Origin of the sequence: Marinobacter sp. UBA2688 (genome assembly GCF_002352785.1) — a bacterium.
GTDB lineage: Bacteria > Pseudomonadota > Gammaproteobacteria > Pseudomonadales > Oleiphilaceae > Marinobacter > Marinobacter salarius.
In genome coordinates this window covers 461605-477623 of the sequence record NZ_DELU01000026.1, presented here as the reverse complement: position 1 = coordinate 477623, position 16019 = coordinate 461605, and the positions used below count along the sequence as shown (strand labels likewise).

Here is a 16019-nt window from a genome sequence, read left to right as displayed (position 1 = left end):
GAGGTTGGGTTTTGTCTGCTATTCATACACTGGTCCTTGGGGGCATTCGATCCGGCAAAACCGCGCTGGCGGAGCGTATTGCCTGTGACGCCGGTTCACCGGTGGTCTATGTTGCAACGGCGATCGCCGACGATGAGGAAATGACCCGGCGGGTGGCCCGCCACCGGCAGAATCGGCCGCCGGAATGGGGGTTGGCAGAAGAGCCCTTGAAGCTGGCCTCCCTGCTGGATGGTTACGCCAGGGAACCACAACCACCCTTGTTGCTGGTGGATTGCATGAGCCTGTGGGTGAGCAACCTGCTGTTTGCCGGCGATGAAGTGTTTGCCCGTGAGCGTGCCGCCTTCCTGCGGGCATTGGAGAACTACCCGGGCCCAATCGTGATTGTCAGTAATGAAGTGGGCCTGGGTACCATCGGCATGGACCCGCTCACCCGCCGTTTCTGCGATGAACTGGGTTGGCTCAACCAGGATCTTGCCACCTGTTGCGAGCAGGTGCTGATGAGCGTGGCGGGGCTGCCGCAAACGTTGAAAGGCTGATTATGCGCCGTGCGTTTGCAGGCAACTGAGCAGGCCATGCTCCGAGATGTCCACGCGGATACGGCTGCGGCAGGCGTAGGGAACTGTTAACGCTGAAAAAGAGCGTTCAGTGGGGATACCCATTACCTCCGCCAGGAGCATGCGAATCACGCCGCCATGGCACACCACGAGTACCCGCTTGCCTGCCGCCTGGGTTTGCCAATCCTGCCAGGCGCTGCTGACCCTTTGCCGGAACTCGGTGATAGCCTCACCACCGGGCGGAGGATAACGAACCGGGTCGCTCCAGAAGCGGTTCAGGGCCTCGGGCGTATCCGCCATAATGTTCTCGGAGGTTCTGCCCTCCCAATCACCGAACGCAATCTCCCTCAGCCGTGGCTCCTGGTGCAACGGAATCTGACGTTGCTCCGCCAATTGTTCCGCGAAGATACGGCAGCGCAGCAGTGGGGAGGTGATGATCACATCCCACTGGTCATCGTCCCTGATAGCCGCGTTCATCTGCTGCCAGCCGGTGTCGCTCAGTGGATCATCCTTGCTGCCCCGGAACATGGGCCCGCCGGCAGGTTCGCCATGACGGATCAGGTCGAAAAACGCAGTGGTGTTCTGGTTATTGGTCATCCCCGCTTCAGCCCTCGTCCTTGTCGGTCACGCCGGCGTCAACGAAGCTGGCCATCTGGTTGTGCAGGGCACAGGCGCTGCGCAGCAGCGGAACCGCCACCGCAGCGCCGCTGCCTTCACCCAGGCGCATACCCAGATCCAGCAACGGCCTGGCATTCATGGCGTCGAGCACCGCCTGGTGCCCCGGTTCCGCCGAACGATGGGCGAACACAAGCCAGTGCCGCAGTTGTGGTTGTTGGCGAACAGCTACTAAGGCGGCAACGGAAACAATGAATCCGTCCACCAGTACGGGAATGCCGCGCGCCGCGCTACCCAGAATGGCGCCTGCCAGCGCAGCAATCTCGAACCCGCCGAGGGAGGCCAGCACCGCCAGGGGATCGCGGTTGTTGCCATGCCTGGCCAACGCCTGGGCGATGACCTCACACTTTCGAGACACGCCAGCTGCGTCCAGCCCCGTGCCCGGCCCAGCCAGGTTTTCCGGGCTTTGTTCCAGCAACGCGCAGGCAACGGCGGTGGCACTGGTGGTATTGCCGATGCCCATATCGCCGCCCACAAACAGTCGGCACCCGTCATCCGCGGCGCGGGCGGCGGCCCTGTCACCACTGGCCAGCGCCTGTTCAAACTGGCCCGGCGTCATCGCGTCGGTTGTGGCCAGATTGGCGGTGCCCGCTGCGATCTGCTCATCACGTACATCGGTCAACGGCGGAACGTCGCCGACGGTTCCGAGATTTACCACTTCCAGCGAGGCTCCCAGTTCCCGAGCCAACACGCTGATAGCCGCACCCCCGCTGGCAAAGTTCGCAATCATCTGGGCGGTGACTTCCTGGGGGTACGCGGATACGCCCTCCGCACAGACGCCGTGATCCGCCGCGAAAACAGCGATGCGGACAGGGTCGACCTGCGGATGTTGCGTGCGCTGAAGGCCCGCCAGTGTAATGGCTACGTCTTCCAGCTGCCCCAGAGACCCCCGGGGCTTGGTGAGCACGTGCTGGCGTTGCCGTGCCCGCTCAGAAAAATGGGTGTCGGAGGGTGGCAACGGCTGTGTCCAGCAGGAAGGCAGCGGCATGGTTGGATCCTGAGGTGGCAAAGTGTCGGGAGCCGAAGATGGTCTACCCGGCCTGAAAAAGTGTCAAGGATAGCAGCCACTCGGTTAGACTTCCTTTCGATCACGACAACCCACCGCCCGCTCGAAGAGACATTGCTGATTTGAACGCCTTCATTCTCGCCGTGACAGCTTGTTGTATCGCCGTTGTATTGGATCGCTGGCTGGGTGAGCCGCGTCGGTGGCACCCGCTCGTTGGTTTTGGGCATGTCGCCGCCCTCCTGGAACAGAGACTGAATCGGCTACCTGAGCGAATGGCAGTATCGATGGTTCTCGGGTTCCTGGCCCTGTTCATAGCTGTGATACCCGTACTGGCGGCAGCCGAGTGGTTGCGCTGGTGGTTGGGGAACTGGGAATACTTGCTGGTTCAGGCTGTGGTGTTGTATTTCGCCCTGTCCATTCGTGGCCTGACGGAGCACGGCCGTGCCGTGTCTGACGCGTTGCATGGGGGCGACCTTGAGAATGCCCGGGCACAGGTCGGTCGTATCGTCAGTCGTGATGCAGCGGCGCTTGATGACAGTGGCGTAGCAACAGCCGCGACCGAGTCCATGTTGGAAAACGGCGCCGATGCCGTGTTCGCCAGCCTGTTCTGGTTTCTCGTAGCCGGCGTTCCGGGCGTATTGCTTCACCGGCTGGTGAACACCCTGGACGCCATGTGGGGGTATCGAACTGATCGCTACCAGTATTTTGGTCGCGCTGCGGCGAGGCTGGACGACGTATTGAACTGGGTACCCGCTCGCCTCACGGCGCTGACCTACAGCTTGCTTGGCGATGTCCGTGGCGGGTTTCGTTGCTGGCGGGCACAGGCACCGGCCTGGGACAGCCCCAATGCTGGCCCGGTCATGGCGGCAGGGGCCGGGGCTTTGAGGGTTGTACTCGGTGGCCCTGCGCCCTACGCCTCAGGCATCAAGCAACGGCCCGTGCTTGGTGAGGGTGAACCGGCATCGGCCGAGACCATTGATGCGGCGATCCAACTTGTACATCGCGGCGTGTGGTTGTGGCTCGGGCTGTTGGCCGCGGTCGCCATTATCGGATGGATAACCAGCGCCGCGCCTTGAAGGTGTCAGCCTGCCGCTTCAGATTCCCGTGTTTCGCTGGCCGGTATGGTCAACATCAGCAGGAAGCCAATCACCAGGAACACCAGAATGGTGCTCATGCCCCAGCGCTGGCTGTCAGTAACGGCCGTGACCCATCCCACCAACAGCGGGCCAGCAAACGCGGTGGCTTTGCCAGAGAACGCGAACAGGCCGAACATCTGCGTTTGCAGGTGCGGCGGCGCAATGCGGGCCAGGTGGGAACGGCTGGCGGACTGCAATGGCCCCACGAAGATGCCGAGGATCATGCCCCATACCCAGAACGCGGTGGCGCCGTCCACTACCAGAATGGCGAGGGCACTGCAGCCCAATCCCACCAGTGACAGCAGGATGGTGTTGCGCCCGCCGAGGGCGTCATCCACCCAGGCGAAGCCCAGTGCGCCCAGGCCGGCGGTGACGTTCAGGGCGATGGCGAATTGCAGCACTTCCGTAGAGCCCATATTGAACGTACCCGCCGCGTACACCCCGCCGAAGGTAAAGATAGTGGCCAGGCCATCGGTGTAGAGCATGCGGGCGATCAGGAAACGCACGATGTCCTTGTACTGGCGAACCTGGGCGATGGATTCCTTCAGTTGCCGGAACCCGGCGCGGGTGGCGGCGGCAAGTCCCAGGCCGGTGGACGGGCGGTCCGGAACAAAGATAAAGGCCGGCAGGGCAAACACCAGATACCACACCGCTACCAAAACAAAGGTGGCACGCACATGCTCAGCGTTGTCCCGATTGAGATCGAACAGGTTGGCATCGGCTTCGATAAAGCCATACAGCGCCACGATAAGGCTTAGCACGCCGCCGGTGTAACCCAGCCCCCACGCCCAGCCTGACCAGCGCCCGGTTCGCGCCGGGCTTGCCAGATCCGGCAGCATGGAGTTGTAGAAAATGAACGCAAACTCGGCACCGAGTGTACCCAGGCCAACCCACAGTGCTGCGTTCCAGAACTGATTCTGCTCCGGCGTGACCGTCCACAACATGGCGCAGGAGACCACGCAAAGCAGGGTGAAGCTGATAAACCAGGGTTTACGACGGCCGGACTGGTCTGCGATGGCGCCCAATATCGGTGCCAGGATTGCGATGAACACCCCGGCAATGCCAACGATGTTGCCCCAGGCTTCCGTGCCTTTTACCTCGTCCTGCACCACTGACACGCTGAAGTACTGAGCGAAGACAAAGGTCAGAATGATGGTGAAAAAGGCGCTGTTGGCCCAGTCGTAGAGCGCCCAGGACCAGAGCGCGCGTTTGTCTTCCGGCTTGCCCTGTGTGGGGGCGACAGGCGATTGCGATGACATGTGGGGCTGGGCTCCTGATCCTTGCAAGGTAAATCCGTGCAGTGATTGTCGCCATTATCGCCACAAATGCACAGCCCCGTGGGGTTAAACCCTCTTCAGGTTCCGTGATTCGTGGTCCAGCAACCACGCCTTGCGTTCCAGGCCGCCCGCGTAGCCCGTCAACGTACCATTGGCTCCGATCACCCGGTGGCAGGGGATCAGAATGGCAATGGGGTTGAGGGCATTGGCACGAGCCACGGCACGCACCGCCTTCGGGTTGCCCAGGGTGTTTGCCAGCGCGCTGTACGAGCGGTGCTCACCCGCTGGAATCCCGGTCAGCCCCTGCCAGACCTGTTGTTGAAACTCAGTGCCGGTCAAGCGGATGTCCTTCCACGGCAGGGGCTTGATCACCCCCGAGAAGTAGGCGTTCAGCCACTCGATAATGGTCCCGGGGGCGCTGTTCGGTTGCTCGCGCCACTCCGGCTGCCGGAACCGGCGGTTTTGCAGCGAGTGCATGCGCTCTTCGTTGTCGTCGAAGTCCAGGTGCACCAGTTGGTCATCCACCATGGCCAGCCTCAGGGGGCCAACGGGACTGGGGAAGCGGCTGACATGAATTTGAGTTGTCATGATGGTGTCTCCTGCCGGGGTGGATGGGTGTTCAGTGATGTCCACAGGTACTGCGCTGCGTATGCCCGCCATGGCCGCCAGCGTTCGGCGTGGCGCGTCAGGGCTTTGGCGTCTTGAGGCCCGCCCAGGTAGGCCGAGGCCTTGAGTATGCCCAGATCGCTGGCGGGAAACGCGTCCGGATCACCCAGGCCTCGCAGGGCCAGGTAGTGGAGTGTCCAGGGGCCGATGCCCCGCATGGGTGCCAATTGCGCCAGTAGGGTGTTGCCATCCAGCTCGGCAAAACCGGGTTCGGCAAACCGGGCGGTGATTCGTTCCAGGGTGTCTGCACGGCTGCCGGGCATGCCCAGTTTGTTCAACGGCTGGCCGACGAGTGCTGCCGGTTCCGGGAATCTATGGGTAATACCTGTGCCCCCGGCAAGATCGTCGGGAAGGGCCTGGCCATAACGAGCCACCAGCCGCCCAGCCAGGGTTCGCGCCGCGGAGAGGGACACCTGCTGCCCAAGAATGGCCCGGACGGCAAACTCGAACCGTTCCCAGCTGCCTGGAACGCGCAGGCCGGGATGCCGTGCGACCAGTGGTTCCAATAGCGGGTCCTGCGCCAGGTGTTCGCTGATGCCGGGCAGGTCCGCATCCAGATCAAGCAAACGGCGTATCCGCGCACTCACCTCCAGAATGGACTGCCGTGCCGGCCCACGAAGGATAACCTGCACCCCCGGGGGATTGTCGCTTGGGCGGCAGATGACCAGCCCCGGTTGCCCAGCAATGCAGAGCGATCGCGCGTAGTGGTGCGCGCCAACCGCTTCCAGGCCCGGAATGGCCCGTGCCCGAAAGAAGGTCAGTAACTGCTCACTGTCGAACGGTGGCCGGGCCCGCAGGAACAGAACCAGGTCGTCGTGTGCCGGCAGAAAAAGATCGTCTGCACCGTTCTGTGTGGCTTTGAGCGGTGGCTTGAGACCTCTGCGGAATGCCGTCGGTGCGTTGCCGTAGGCTTCTTTCAGGGTGTGATTGAAGCGGCGCAGGCTTCTGAAACCGGCAATCTCCGCGATCTCCGTCATGCTGAGGTTGCTGTCGACAATCAACTGCCGGGCCCGCAGTAAGCGCCGGGCCTGGGCGTGTTGTTGTGGGGTGGCTCCGGTGTGGCGTTTGTAGAGCTGGCGCAGGTAGCGGTCGGTAATGCCCAGCCGCTCGGCCAGCTCCGCCACGGAGCCGTTATCCAGAGCACCTTCGTCCACCAGCCGCACTGCCCGGGCCACGGTGGTGTGAACCCCGGCAGCAGCCGGGCTACCAGGTGCCGCTTCTGGCCGGCACCGCAGACAGGGTCGAAAGCCGTTGGCCATGGCCGTTTCTGCAGACGGGTAAAAACGCACGTTCCCCCGCTTGGGCGTCACCGCCGGGCATATAGGGCGGCAGAAAATCCCGGTGGTCAACACAGCGGTGTAGAAGCGACCGTCGAATCGGGCGTCACGGGTTTTCAGTGCCTGGTAGCAAAGGTCATCGTTTAATGTGTCCATGATGGAAAGTGTACCAGCGAAACCCGGAAAAACTCGCCGGATTCGGAACTGACCGTTGAACCTTTACATCGCAAGCCCAAGCAGCAGGACCAGTTCCGCAAACACCACGCTGGCCCCGAGGGTATCGCCGGTATAGCCACCCAGTTGCCGGCGCAGGTACCCGCCCCAGACAATAGCCGTACCCAGCGTAGCGATAACGAGCCACAGCAGAGCTTTGGTCTCAAACGGGATAAGGGCCAGAGAGACAATCGCGGTGAACACGGTGGCAATCGCCAGCCGTGAACGCGAGAAATCTTCGGCCACCGGTTTGCTCTTGCTCTTGTCCGGGTCGGTCACATACGGCAGGAAGCCCATGATCATCAGTGGCGCGAGACGCGACACCATCGGGGCCAGGATCAGCGCCAGCCACACCGGTTGAGCTTCATCCAGCAGCGCAAGTTTCAGCACCAACGCAACCACCAGCGCCACCGTACCGTAGGTGCCGATGCGGCTGTCCTTCATGATCCGCAACCTGGCTTCCAGGGTATACCCGCCGCCCAACGCATCGACACTGTCGGCCAATCCATCCTCGTGGAACGCGCCGGTAATCCACAGGTGAAAACCCAGAATAAGAATTAGACTGACCAGCGGGCTCCAAAGCTGCACCAAAGCCATGTACAGCCCCGCATAAATGACGCCGAGCACCAGCCCAACCAGAGGGAAATAGACACTGCACTGATTCATCAGGCGGGGGGAATAGTCGATACGCACCAGCATGGGAATGCGTGTCAGGAACCCGATGGCCAGCCAGAAGGCTTGCCATTCCCTGGAAACGAGAGGTTTCAGTTGGCTCAATGCGCTGTCCTGCCTTTGGAGATGGTGTGAGTCTGCGGCCAGTTTAGCATTATCGTTGCGTGAGCCTGTTCCACACCGGAAATTCGTCGTTACCCGTGGCCCCTGATTGGCGAACGGGCTTGGTCTAAAACCGACCTCGCAGCCTGGAGTTATACGAACCGGTTCGCAAAACTCCAGGCAAGGGGCGGCAAATCGTTATAAGTATCTGATACTGTTGAAGCTGGTTTAGAGCATTGTGGAGTTATACGCCCTTATTCGCGGGTGCGTTAGAGACCAAGGAGGGCGTATAACTCCGGCGGTAGCCGTGGTGTTTCCTGTTTAGATGTTGATTCTAAAGAAATTTATTGGATTGGAAGGGGCGGCCGGAATTGGAGTTATACGAACGGGTTCGCATAATACGCTGTTAACCATATGATCGCGTACTTTTTCCCATTTATTGCAGTTGTTGTTCTGACCGTTCTAGCAAGTCTGTCGGTGGAAGTTGCGCGTCAGCGCGACGAATTACTTCCACTCCTCAATTTTGAGCCGTTCGTATATGTGCTTTTTTTGGGGGCTGGCGTTTCGCTGATTGTTTCTCACCGGTCCCGTGTCCCAGAAATTTTGGGAACCGCTCTCGTAGTTCCATTTTCTGGGGCGCTTACTGGGTGGGGCGCAGGTCTCACCATTGTGGAGCTGCTGTCAGGGCACTGGCAAAACGTTCCGGTCGGCATTGCACTGTCGGTTCTGATGGCTGCCATCACGCTAGCGCCTGTGTTAGTTGTTGGTCACGCTGCAAGTTTCACAGCCGACGTACGGGGCCGCTTATTCAGAAAGCCACTGCATGTGTGGCTGACTCATTTTATGGCCATCTCACTGATTGTTGGCGGTCTATTCGGTCTATGGAGTGTGTATGGTTAACCAGTCGGTCAACCGGACGCCAAAAGCGTACCGCTTTTGCTCCCCTTCGCTGGCGCTTCGGCGCCGGTTACCTCAGCGTTATGTGTAAGGACGAGGCTATGTCAGAACTGATTGATGAACTTCGGCAACACGCGCTTATGTGCGCCAACGATATACAAAACTCTGATCCTGACAGCGATGCTTCTCGTGTCGCATATGCCAGGGTTAAGACATTTGAGGGCATCAATTGCCCTAAATGTTGGGTATGCGAGCAACGCACTATCGAACTGGTGATTCAGGCTCACAGCACCAATACGGACTTTTACCAGTGCGGAAAATGTGGGTTTAGTGGTGTGTTTCCAAGAGTCGGTTAGTCTTAATCACATAACAAGTGACTGTGGTGTCAATTCCATAAATTAAGTCATTTGTTGGCGCCAAGGCTCCTGGTTTTTGATCATTGTATTCAACACCACAATCATCTTCCTCATGCAGGCAACGATGGCGACTTTTGGGATCTTTCCTTGGTCCTTCAGGTGTTCATAGAAGCGTTTGAACATCGGGTTGCATTGGATAGATGAGAGTGGACTTCCCCCGGTGCAGTGGACACTCCTAGCCTATACTTTGGCAAGTCGGCCGCAAAACAAGGGCGGTAATCCGTTTGAGAGGCCCGGTTTGAATATTGAAGTAATTAATGAAAAATCCGGTGATGATGCAAAAATACATCAGGTTACAGAGCAGGCCTTTTTAAGCGCGCCTCATACTGATCATACCGAGCAATTTATTGTAGATGCCCTTCGCCGTGCGGGAGCGCTGACTATCTCTCAAGTGGCTAAAGCTGATGGGAAAATTATTGGTCATGTTGCGATTTCGCCGGTCACTCTTTCAGGTGGTACAACCGGCTGGTTTGGGCTTGGGCCAATATCTGTTCTTCCTGAACATCAAGGGCTTGGTATTGGATCAAAGCTAATTCAGAGTTCTCTTGCCGCACTTGAGGCAATGGGTGCATCTGGTTGCGTGGTGCTCGGTGACCCTGGTTATTATGGTCGCTTCGGATTCAAGGTTGTAGATGGGCTGGTCTTTCCCGGTGTGCCTACTGATTATTTTCAGGCGCTATCGTTTTCTGGCGAGTTCCCAAAAGGGGAAGTGTCGTACCATGAGGCATTCTCAGCCCAGGGTTAACAAGGTTAAGCACAGCGCAGCTTTTTCGTTGCGACTTCGCCTCCACTATAAAGTTGCGCGTGTTGGCGTCGTTGCGGGCACTTATGAAATCAGTCAAAGGCAAAATTACTCTCATTGATCGTTTGGCTTTCGCGTTTTTCGGCGCAGTAAGTTCCTTCGTGACTGGAACCCTTATATACGCAGTAGTGGCTTACGTCATCACGGAATTCAATAACGGCGTGCTTCCACCTTTTTATCCTGTCTTCGTCTTTACGGTAAGCATGAGTGTGTTGGGCTTTGTCACTGCCAACGATTACATATTTAGAATTCTTACGGGGCTTTGGCGTTTGCTCGGCAATGTGGGCAACGGAATTGGCCCATAACAAGTCACAGCACCGGCCGCCACTGGCGTGACGCAAAGCTCTTCGTCGTGGATTGAAACTCACTATTCAAGCGGTCAGTCGCCCAACGATCCGCCGCACCCACGGCGCCACAATCGCGACTGTCGGGAAGGCGATTGGCCAGGTTGTCAGGCAGCTTTTGAGCCACTGTGCAGCGAAACCGGAATGGAGCCCCTGCGAGGTCGCAAGAACAAAGGCGGATACGATACAGACCATGATGGCCGAGAGCATGGCGCTGAATAAGATTGGGGCAAATCGTGCTGGAATATGCATTCTGTTCTCCTGGATATCGTTTGCTGACTGAGATGTTCACAGTGACTGAGTGATTTGGGTGACCCAACCGGATACGAATAAGCCGAGACCAAACACTGTGTGCGTTATCAGGCTCTGCAGTCGCGCTGCCGTTGGGTCTTTTGATCGGGAGGCGGCAAATCCCGCGCCCATGCCCGGTTGCATCAGCAAGAACGGGGCAGCCACGGTTCCGATGCCAACGGCGAGTGCAGGACCAATCGTTGGGTTATCAATCCAAGACTCACCCCAGATACCAATGAGTAAGGCAGCGAAGGCCGTGCCAATCAGATAGTGGGCTACCCACCCTATGAAGTGTTCCGCGCGCCTGGGAGACGATGCTGCAATAGAGTCGTGGCGAAATTGCCCGTGAGCCATATGGGCAATCCAGCGTCCTACCATCCCGTAGTTTGGGGGCGGAATGCCTAGCAGTGTCTTGCGTACGATCCCCCACAAGTCCGTTACAGCCGTCGCTCCGATGCCGATGAATACGATAAAAAGTAGTTGGTTCATAACTCTTCCTTTATTCCTCTTGATTTCGCGTTGTTGAGATCGTACAACTTCAAGTCAACTTGAGGTCAAGGAGTGTTTATGGATATCGCTGAAGTCGCTAAACGGTCTGGCGTGCCTGCGTCCACGTTGCGCTTCTATGAAGAGAAAGGGCTAATCAGCTCCATTGGCCGACAAGGGTTGCGCCGGGTTTTCAACGACAGCATATTGGAGCGGCTGGCGTTGATAGCGCTGGGACGTGCGGTGGGGTTTTCACTCGATGAAATCGCCCGCATGATTGGGTCGAAGGGAAATCCGAAGATCGACAGGGAACTGCTGGTGAGTAAGGCCGACGAACTGGATCGGACCATTCACGAATTGGTAGCGATGCGCGATGGTCTTAGGCATGCCGCGATTTGTTCTGCGCCCAGTCATATGGAGTGCCCCAAGTTTCGCCGCCTGCTGGGATTGGCGCAAAGTGGGGCGATTCGTAGTAAAAACACGGGAAAACTGCCGCAAAAGCGGCGCTGAGGAATCCTGGGTGTTGTTTTCAGCAACCGATAGCCCAGGAGCAACCTACGCCCCCCAAAAGGCGTTCGGGGAGGACTGCAAGCCAGCCCCGGCTTGTTAGTATCTGGCAATACCCTTTCCGGAACGGCCTATGGTCCCCAGTTCAGGCCCCGTGCGCCAGCGGTTGATGACCCTGGCCTGGCCCATCATTATCCAGTTCTATCTGTTTCAGCTCACCGGCGTGGTGGACAACCTGATGGTGGGTCAGTTCGGTGAGCAGACCATCGCAGCGCTGGGAATCTGCCTGCAGCTGAATTTCCTGGTGGTGCTTTGCTACGCGGCCTTGACCGAGGGTGGCGCCGTGATTACCGCCCAGTTGCGTGGCGCCCGGAAGCACGCCGAGATCCGTGAGACCCTGGCAACCCTGCTGACCGCCGGCCTGTTTACGGGCGTGGCCATTGGGGCTCTCTATATTGTCTTTGGCGAGTCGCTTCTGGCTTTGCTGACTACGGACCTGTTCCGTGCTCCGGCGGAGCGCTCCGGGCTGCCGGGCATTGGCTATGGCTATCTGTGGATCATCGGGCTGGGGTTGCCTGCTCTGGTAATTGCCCATGTGGCCATGTATGTGCTCCAGTCCCTCGGCAACACCCGCACCCCCATGCGACTGGCCCTGTATGGCAATGTGCTTAACGCCCTTGGTAACTACCTGTTGCTGTTTGGCGGTGCCATTCAGGGCGTAACCGAGCCCCTGTTTCCGCCTCTTGGGCTTCCCGGTGTTGCAATCGCCACTGTTCTGGCGTGGCTGTTTCAGGCGATGTTCATGCTACGCGCCGTTCTCCGCCATCCGGCGGTCAATGCCCGGGTAAGGGATGTCTCCGGGCTGGCGTGGCAACGGCTCAGGCGAATCCTGTACCTGGGGTATCCGCTGTCCGTAGATGGTTTTCTGTGGCAGGGGTCGGCGTTCATTTACACCATGATGTTTAACCGGGTGGGTGCGGAAGCTTACGCGGCCTTTTTGGTGGCGTCGATTATTCGTGGGTTTTCGCTGGCTCCGGGTGTCGGATTGCAGCAGGCCGTTAGCATTGCCCTGGGGGAATCGCTGGGCGGCCGGCATCCGCAGCGGGCACGAGCCTACACCGCCATGGGTATCCGCATGGTGTTGCTGGTGCTGCCGTTGCTGACATTGATCGTGGCATTGCTTACCCCCTTGTTTCTGCAGTTCTACGAAATCAGCGATTTAACCCGGGAGCGGGTGATCTGGATGGTGGCCCTGAGCGTTCTTTACAGCGGTGCCACGGCGTTAACCATGATTATTCCGGGCATTCTGAGGGCCGGTGGCGATACCCGCGCACCGATGGTGATCACCCTGATTGGCTTTGCCGGTGTCGGGGTGCCCGTGGCCTGGTATTTTGGGCTCTATCTTGGGTTTGGCCTTTGGGGTGTGTTTGCCGGCTTTGTTGCGGATGAAGTGGTGAAAGCCGTTATCATGGTGATCTACCTGCAGCGTGAAACCTGGCTACGGCGCCTGGCCTGACGCCGTTTAACCCGCACCCAACGCTGCGTGTTCATAGCATCACTGATTCCGCCAGCGGGAATGCTTCTGAAGCTTCCGTTGCAGGGTTCGCCGGTGCATGTTCAGCGCCCGGGCCGTTGAGGATACATTGCCGTCGTGCTCGTTCAGCACCCGTTGAATGTGTTCCCACTCCATTTCCTCCACCGTTGGGGGTTCTTCACGGGTTGCCGGTGGGCCGTCCAGTGGGCTGAAACCGGCCGTCAGTTGGCTCAGTGTGACCGGTTTGCACAGGTAGTTGACGGCACCCCGGCGCATGGCTTCCACGGCGGTGGCGATGCTGCCATATCCCGTCAGTACCAGCACCTCCAGTTCGGGTTGAAGGGCCAGCAGCTCCGGCAGTAATTGCAGGCCGCTTTCGCCGGCCAGGTTGAGATCCAGCACGCAGCGATGAAAGGTCTGTGATTCCAGTGCTGCTATGGCCTCCAGACGGTTGAGGGCACACGTGGCCTCGATGTTCTGGCGCTTCAGGGAACGCTGTAGCACCTGCACGAAGGCTTCGTCATCGTCGATCAGCAACCAGGTCGACTGGCCGTTCATTCCGCCTCCTTGTCGCCCTGGGTATGGGCTTGCGCTTGTGGCAGGTCGATGATCATGGTGGTGCCCGTGCGGTCGGCCCTGGCTTTGAGGGTGCCGCCGTGGCGCTGGATGGTGGCGTTGGAGAGGAACAGCCCTACGCCCAGGCCATGTTCGGAGTCTACAACGCCATCGCCGGCGGTGTTCTGCAGTGAGAGTTCCAGACCCTTGCCATGATCCTCAACCACGATTGCGACCCGTCCCTCGTCGCTGTCCCCCGCGCTGACCGCGACCCACGATGGGCTGGCCGTCAGGGCGTTGGCCAGAAGGTTCAGTATGGCTTGGTCCAGGGTGGCATCCACGGCGACGGGCTGGTCGGGGAATGGCGCCTGCCAGTGGATGGGCGACGCCGGCCACAACAGCGTGGCTGACTCCCGCAGCCGCATCATCCAGAAGTGCAGCGGAAGGATTTCCTGCTGCGCGGCCTTGGCCTGCATGGCGGCAGTAGACAGTTGGTGCAGGTGGTTGCTGCAAAGGCCCAGTTGCTTCTCCATCAACCCAAGGTCGTCTGCAAGCGAAGGGTCGGTGTGCACGGATTTCATTTCGTCCACCAGCAGGGCCATGGTGTTCAGCGGCGTACCCAGCCGATGCGCCACCGCCGCGGCGGACAGGCCCAGGGCAATCACCTGTTCATCCCTGAGCCGGTTCTCCCGGAATTCGGCCAGTTGTCCCTGTTTCTGTCGCAACCGACGGGCCAGTGAGCCAACCACCAGCAACAGCATGGTGGCAGTGATGGCAAAGGTGGCCCACATGCCCATCAGGTGCAGTTGGGTCAGGTTGGCGTTGTGATGTTCGTGGGTAAGCGGCGTGTGCCACAGCACCATGGCGGTGTAGAAGCCAAAACCGATGACCGTCAGAGCAATGCTTTCGCGCAAGGGGACCAGGATGATGGCAACGGCAATGGGAAGCAGCAGCAGCGAGACAAGCGGATTGGTATAGCCTCCTGTGAGGAATAGCCAGGCGCTGATCAGGAAAAGATCCAGGGCGAGCCCGAGGCTGACCGTAACCGTCAAACGGGGAGGCCGGCGGGTAAACCAGAGCCAGCCAAGGGTTGCCAGTACGGTGTAGAGCAGGCAGATCAACAGGGCTTCTGGCCGATGGGCCAGGGTGACCATGGTGTCGGCGATGGCAACGGCGACCAACTGAATGACCACGATGGCCAGACGCATGGTGAGAAGGTAGCGCGCCGCCTGTTGAAAACCGGTTTGTGAGTGAGTCAGCCATTCCATGGCATGCATTCTAGCGGGTTTTCGACGGTGCTACTGCGGGAATGTCTTCAGTCGGATGCGGCATTCTGTCTCATGCGCGGTGGGTGTCTGACTCCAGCGGTTCCAGAAGGCTGGCGGTTGTCTCCGCCGGGATGATCAGATTGCGGCCCCGGTCCTTTGCTTCGTACAGACGTTTGTCGGCTTCTCTTACCAACTGGCGCAGCGTTTCGCCGTCTGGCCCGAACTCCGCGACGCCACCACTGAGAGTCAGACGGATAACGTCGTTGTTGACGGTCAATGGGGTAGAGGCGACCGCAATACGGATTTTTTCAGCCACCTCCAGGCCTTGCTGGCCATTGGTATTGGTCAGCAGTATGCCAAACTCTTCCCCTCCCAGGCGTGCCGCCAGATCGGTTGCACGCAGGCATTCCCGGAAAATACGGGCAACGTGTTGCAGGGCCAGATCGCCGGTGTCGTGGCCATAGCGGTCGTTGACCTCTTTGAAATGATCGAGGTCGAGCGCGAGCAGGGTCATCGGCGTGTTATAGCGTCGGCTGCGCTGTTGCTCCCGTTTGAAGATGTCACTGAGCCTGGCCCGGTTGGCAAGGCCGGTGAGGGTGTCGGTTTGGGCAATCTTGAGCAGTTGGCGCTGTGACTGTTCCCGGGTCACTTCGTAGACGTGGGAGAACACCAGAATGCACAGGGAGATGACGGCAATGTTGGCAACTGGCAGCGCTTGCATCATGGCCGGCTCGTCGTGATACCTGAGCAGGAAAATAATGCCGGCGACGCTCATATAGAACACGGATATAGCCAGGCCAAGTCGACGGCCCATCAGTAGGTGAGAGACGATCGGAATCAGGAGCACCCAGGCGTGTACGGTGGCCGAGGCTCTGGGGATGGTCATGGCGAACATCATGGCGGTGAAAAACGGGATGGCGTAAGCAATGATCCAGCGCTCAAGATGCTGTGTGTTGCGTACCGCCCTGTAAACGAGAATGGCGTATGCACCCATTGCGAGTTCGACGATGGCTAACGGATAACTGCCTGTGAGCAGGTTGAGCATGGCAAACAGGGCGCCCCCGAGCATGGTGAGAACCAGCAACGCCTTTAATACCGCCTTGCGATAGGGGCGAGCCAGGGCTTTCAGGGGTTCTTTGTAGCTATCCATGAGGCGAGATCTTTGGTGGCCCGGTAACTCAATGTATCCAGGCGGTAAAAATATGTAGGTAATGTAAGCACAAGTAAAGAGGGGCGAATTAGATCAGATTTTCAACAAAAAAGTGAGGGGAGTTAAGACTAAAGTCGTAGCATTTCTGCCTCTAAATCCAAATTCACCAACGTCCCGGCCCGGATCCATAA

General features: G+C 59.0%; 18 protein-coding genes. 7 read left to right on the top strand and 11 right to left on the bottom strand.

Annotation, left to right across the window (positions count from 1 at the left end):
- Nucleotides 1-20 precede the first annotated feature (20 nt).
- Nucleotides 21-536: a bifunctional adenosylcobinamide kinase/adenosylcobinamide-phosphate guanylyltransferase gene (gene cobU, locus B3M52_RS17640; protein ID WP_075195565.1), complete on the top strand. Its 516-nt coding sequence runs from the start codon at nt 21-23 to the stop codon at nt 534-536.
- Here cobU and B3M52_RS17635 read toward each other — a convergent pair whose 3' ends face one another.
- Both B3M52_RS17635 and cobT read right to left on the bottom strand, forming a co-directional pair.
- Entirely contained in the window at nt 537-1151 is a 615-nt protein-coding gene (locus B3M52_RS17635; protein ID WP_075195526.1) for a histidine phosphatase family protein, read from the bottom strand.
- 7 nt (nt 1152-1158) lie between these two features.
- Entirely contained in the window at nt 1159-2217 is a 1059-nt protein-coding gene (gene cobT / locus B3M52_RS17630) for a nicotinate-nucleotide--dimethylbenzimidazole phosphoribosyltransferase (RefSeq protein WP_075195525.1), read from the bottom strand.
- A 152-nt stretch (nt 2218-2369) separates the two neighbouring features.
- Here cobT and cbiB point away from each other — a divergent pair, with 152 nt between their 5' ends.
- Nucleotides 2370-3311, top strand: coding sequence for an adenosylcobinamide-phosphate synthase CbiB (gene cbiB, locus B3M52_RS17625; RefSeq protein ID WP_143743831.1), 942 nt, complete (start codon nt 2370-2372; stop codon nt 3309-3311).
- Nucleotides 3312-3316: 5 nt separating this feature from the next.
- Here cbiB and B3M52_RS17620 read toward each other — a convergent pair whose 3' ends face one another.
- The 4 genes from B3M52_RS17620 to cobS all read right to left on the bottom strand — a co-directional run bounded on the left by B3M52_RS17620 (nt 3317) and on the right by cobS (nt 7581).
- Nucleotides 3317-4630, bottom strand: a complete 1314-nt coding sequence (locus tag B3M52_RS17620; RefSeq protein WP_075195523.1) for an MFS transporter — start codon at nt 4628-4630, stop codon at nt 3317-3319.
- An 84-nt stretch (nt 4631-4714) separates the two neighbouring features.
- Entirely contained in the window at nt 4715-5236 is a 522-nt protein-coding gene (locus B3M52_RS17615) for a methylated-DNA--[protein]-cysteine S-methyltransferase (RefSeq protein ID WP_075195522.1), read from the bottom strand.
- The gene (locus B3M52_RS17610) at nt 5233-6747 is read right to left on the bottom strand and encodes a DNA-3-methyladenine glycosylase 2 family protein (protein WP_075195521.1); all 1515 of its coding nucleotides are present in this window, start codon (nt 6745-6747) and stop codon (nt 5233-5235) included. Before B3M52_RS17610 ends, B3M52_RS17615 begins: the two co-directional genes overlap by 4 nt.
- Before the next feature lie 63 nt (nt 6748-6810).
- Nucleotides 6811-7581: an adenosylcobinamide-GDP ribazoletransferase gene (gene cobS / locus B3M52_RS17605; protein WP_075195520.1), complete on the bottom strand. Its 771-nt coding sequence runs from the start codon at nt 7579-7581 to the stop codon at nt 6811-6813.
- Nucleotides 7582-7992: 411 nt separating this feature from the next.
- On the opposite strand from cobS, the gene B3M52_RS17600 reads away from it, so the two are divergent.
- From B3M52_RS17600 to B3M52_RS17590, 3 genes are all read left to right on the top strand, one after another.
- The gene (locus B3M52_RS17600; protein WP_075195519.1) at nt 7993-8478 is read left to right on the top strand and encodes a hypothetical protein; all 486 of its coding nucleotides are present in this window, start codon (nt 7993-7995) and stop codon (nt 8476-8478) included.
- A gap of 98 nt (nt 8479-8576) precedes the next feature.
- A complete protein-coding gene (locus B3M52_RS17595; RefSeq protein WP_127402347.1) occupies nt 8577-8831 on the top strand; it encodes a hypothetical protein in 255 nt (84 codons plus the stop codon).
- A 298-nt stretch (nt 8832-9129) separates the two neighbouring features.
- A complete protein-coding gene (locus B3M52_RS17590) occupies nt 9130-9636 on the top strand; it encodes a GNAT family N-acetyltransferase (protein ID WP_075195564.1) in 507 nt (168 codons plus the stop codon).
- Between the two features lie 428 nt (nt 9637-10064).
- Here B3M52_RS17590 and B3M52_RS17585 read toward each other — a convergent pair whose 3' ends face one another.
- Both B3M52_RS17585 and B3M52_RS17580 read right to left on the bottom strand, forming a co-directional pair.
- Nucleotides 10065-10289 (bottom strand): DUF2798 domain-containing protein, encoded by a 225-nt coding sequence (locus B3M52_RS17585; protein WP_075195517.1) that lies wholly within the window; start codon nt 10287-10289, stop codon nt 10065-10067.
- Nucleotides 10290-10325: 36 nt separating this feature from the next.
- On the bottom strand, nt 10326-10817 hold the full coding sequence (locus B3M52_RS17580; RefSeq protein ID WP_075195516.1) for a DUF2938 domain-containing protein: 492 nt from the start codon (nt 10815-10817) through the stop codon (nt 10326-10328).
- A gap of 78 nt (nt 10818-10895) precedes the next feature.
- Here B3M52_RS17580 and B3M52_RS17575 point away from each other — a divergent pair, with 78 nt between their 5' ends.
- Nucleotides 10896-11324 (top strand): helix-turn-helix domain-containing protein, encoded by a 429-nt coding sequence (locus B3M52_RS17575; protein WP_127402346.1) that lies wholly within the window; start codon nt 10896-10898, stop codon nt 11322-11324.
- A gap of 130 nt (nt 11325-11454) precedes the next feature.
- Nucleotides 11455-12837, top strand: coding sequence for an MATE family efflux transporter (locus B3M52_RS17570; protein WP_127402345.1), 1383 nt, complete (start codon nt 11455-11457; stop codon nt 12835-12837).
- 39 nt (nt 12838-12876) lie between these two features.
- On the opposite strand, the gene B3M52_RS17565 is transcribed toward B3M52_RS17570, so the two are convergent.
- The 3 genes from B3M52_RS17565 to B3M52_RS17555 form a co-directional block, all read right to left on the bottom strand.
- On the bottom strand, nt 12877-13413 hold the full coding sequence (locus B3M52_RS17565; RefSeq protein WP_127402344.1) for a response regulator transcription factor: 537 nt from the start codon (nt 13411-13413) through the stop codon (nt 12877-12879).
- Nucleotides 13410-14678 carry a sensor histidine kinase gene (locus tag B3M52_RS17560; RefSeq protein ID WP_091641561.1) on the bottom strand — a complete coding sequence of 423 codons (1269 nt, stop codon included), beginning with the start codon at nt 14676-14678 and terminating at the stop codon, nt 13410-13412. Before B3M52_RS17560 ends, B3M52_RS17565 begins: the two co-directional genes overlap by 4 nt.
- A gap of 70 nt (nt 14679-14748) precedes the next feature.
- Nucleotides 14749-15828, bottom strand: coding sequence for a GGDEF domain-containing protein (locus tag B3M52_RS17555; protein ID WP_036202215.1), 1080 nt, complete (start codon nt 15826-15828; stop codon nt 14749-14751).
- Nucleotides 15829-16019: the final 191 nt, after the last annotated feature.